Annotated in this window: 1 pseudogene; it reads right to left on the reverse strand. The window is 57.1% G+C overall.

Going from position 1 to position 280, the window contains the following annotated elements:
• A pseudogene (locus tag MXD62_RS08490) lies at positions 1-280 on the reverse strand (PucR family transcriptional regulator); the annotation flags it as partial.

The following is a 280-nucleotide window of genomic DNA, read 5'->3' on the forward strand; positions in this document are numbered from 1 at the left end:
CTCCTCTGCTCTTCCGCTTTGCGTTTTCCTTGCCGCTGAACCAGCCGGGAAACGGCCGCACGGGCAGCCTGCCGCAGAATTTCATCGTCCTCCCTGTTGATCGGCCTGTTTACTTCCTGGGCCCAGATGTAGCCAAGCACATCTGTGCCTTTGCGGATGGCGATTGCTACCCGCTTGCCCAAGCCGATCTCATCCTTTGCAGGGATGTGAACAGGATCATCATCCGTCAGCAGTTGCTGAAACACGCCGTCCTTCCATAAGCGGGTCAACACTTTTCCGG

It is taken from the genome of Frankia sp. Mgl5 (assembly GCF_023242985.1).
GTDB classification, from domain to species: Bacteria; Actinomycetota; Actinomycetes; order Frankiales; family Frankiaceae; genus Parafrankia; species Parafrankia soli.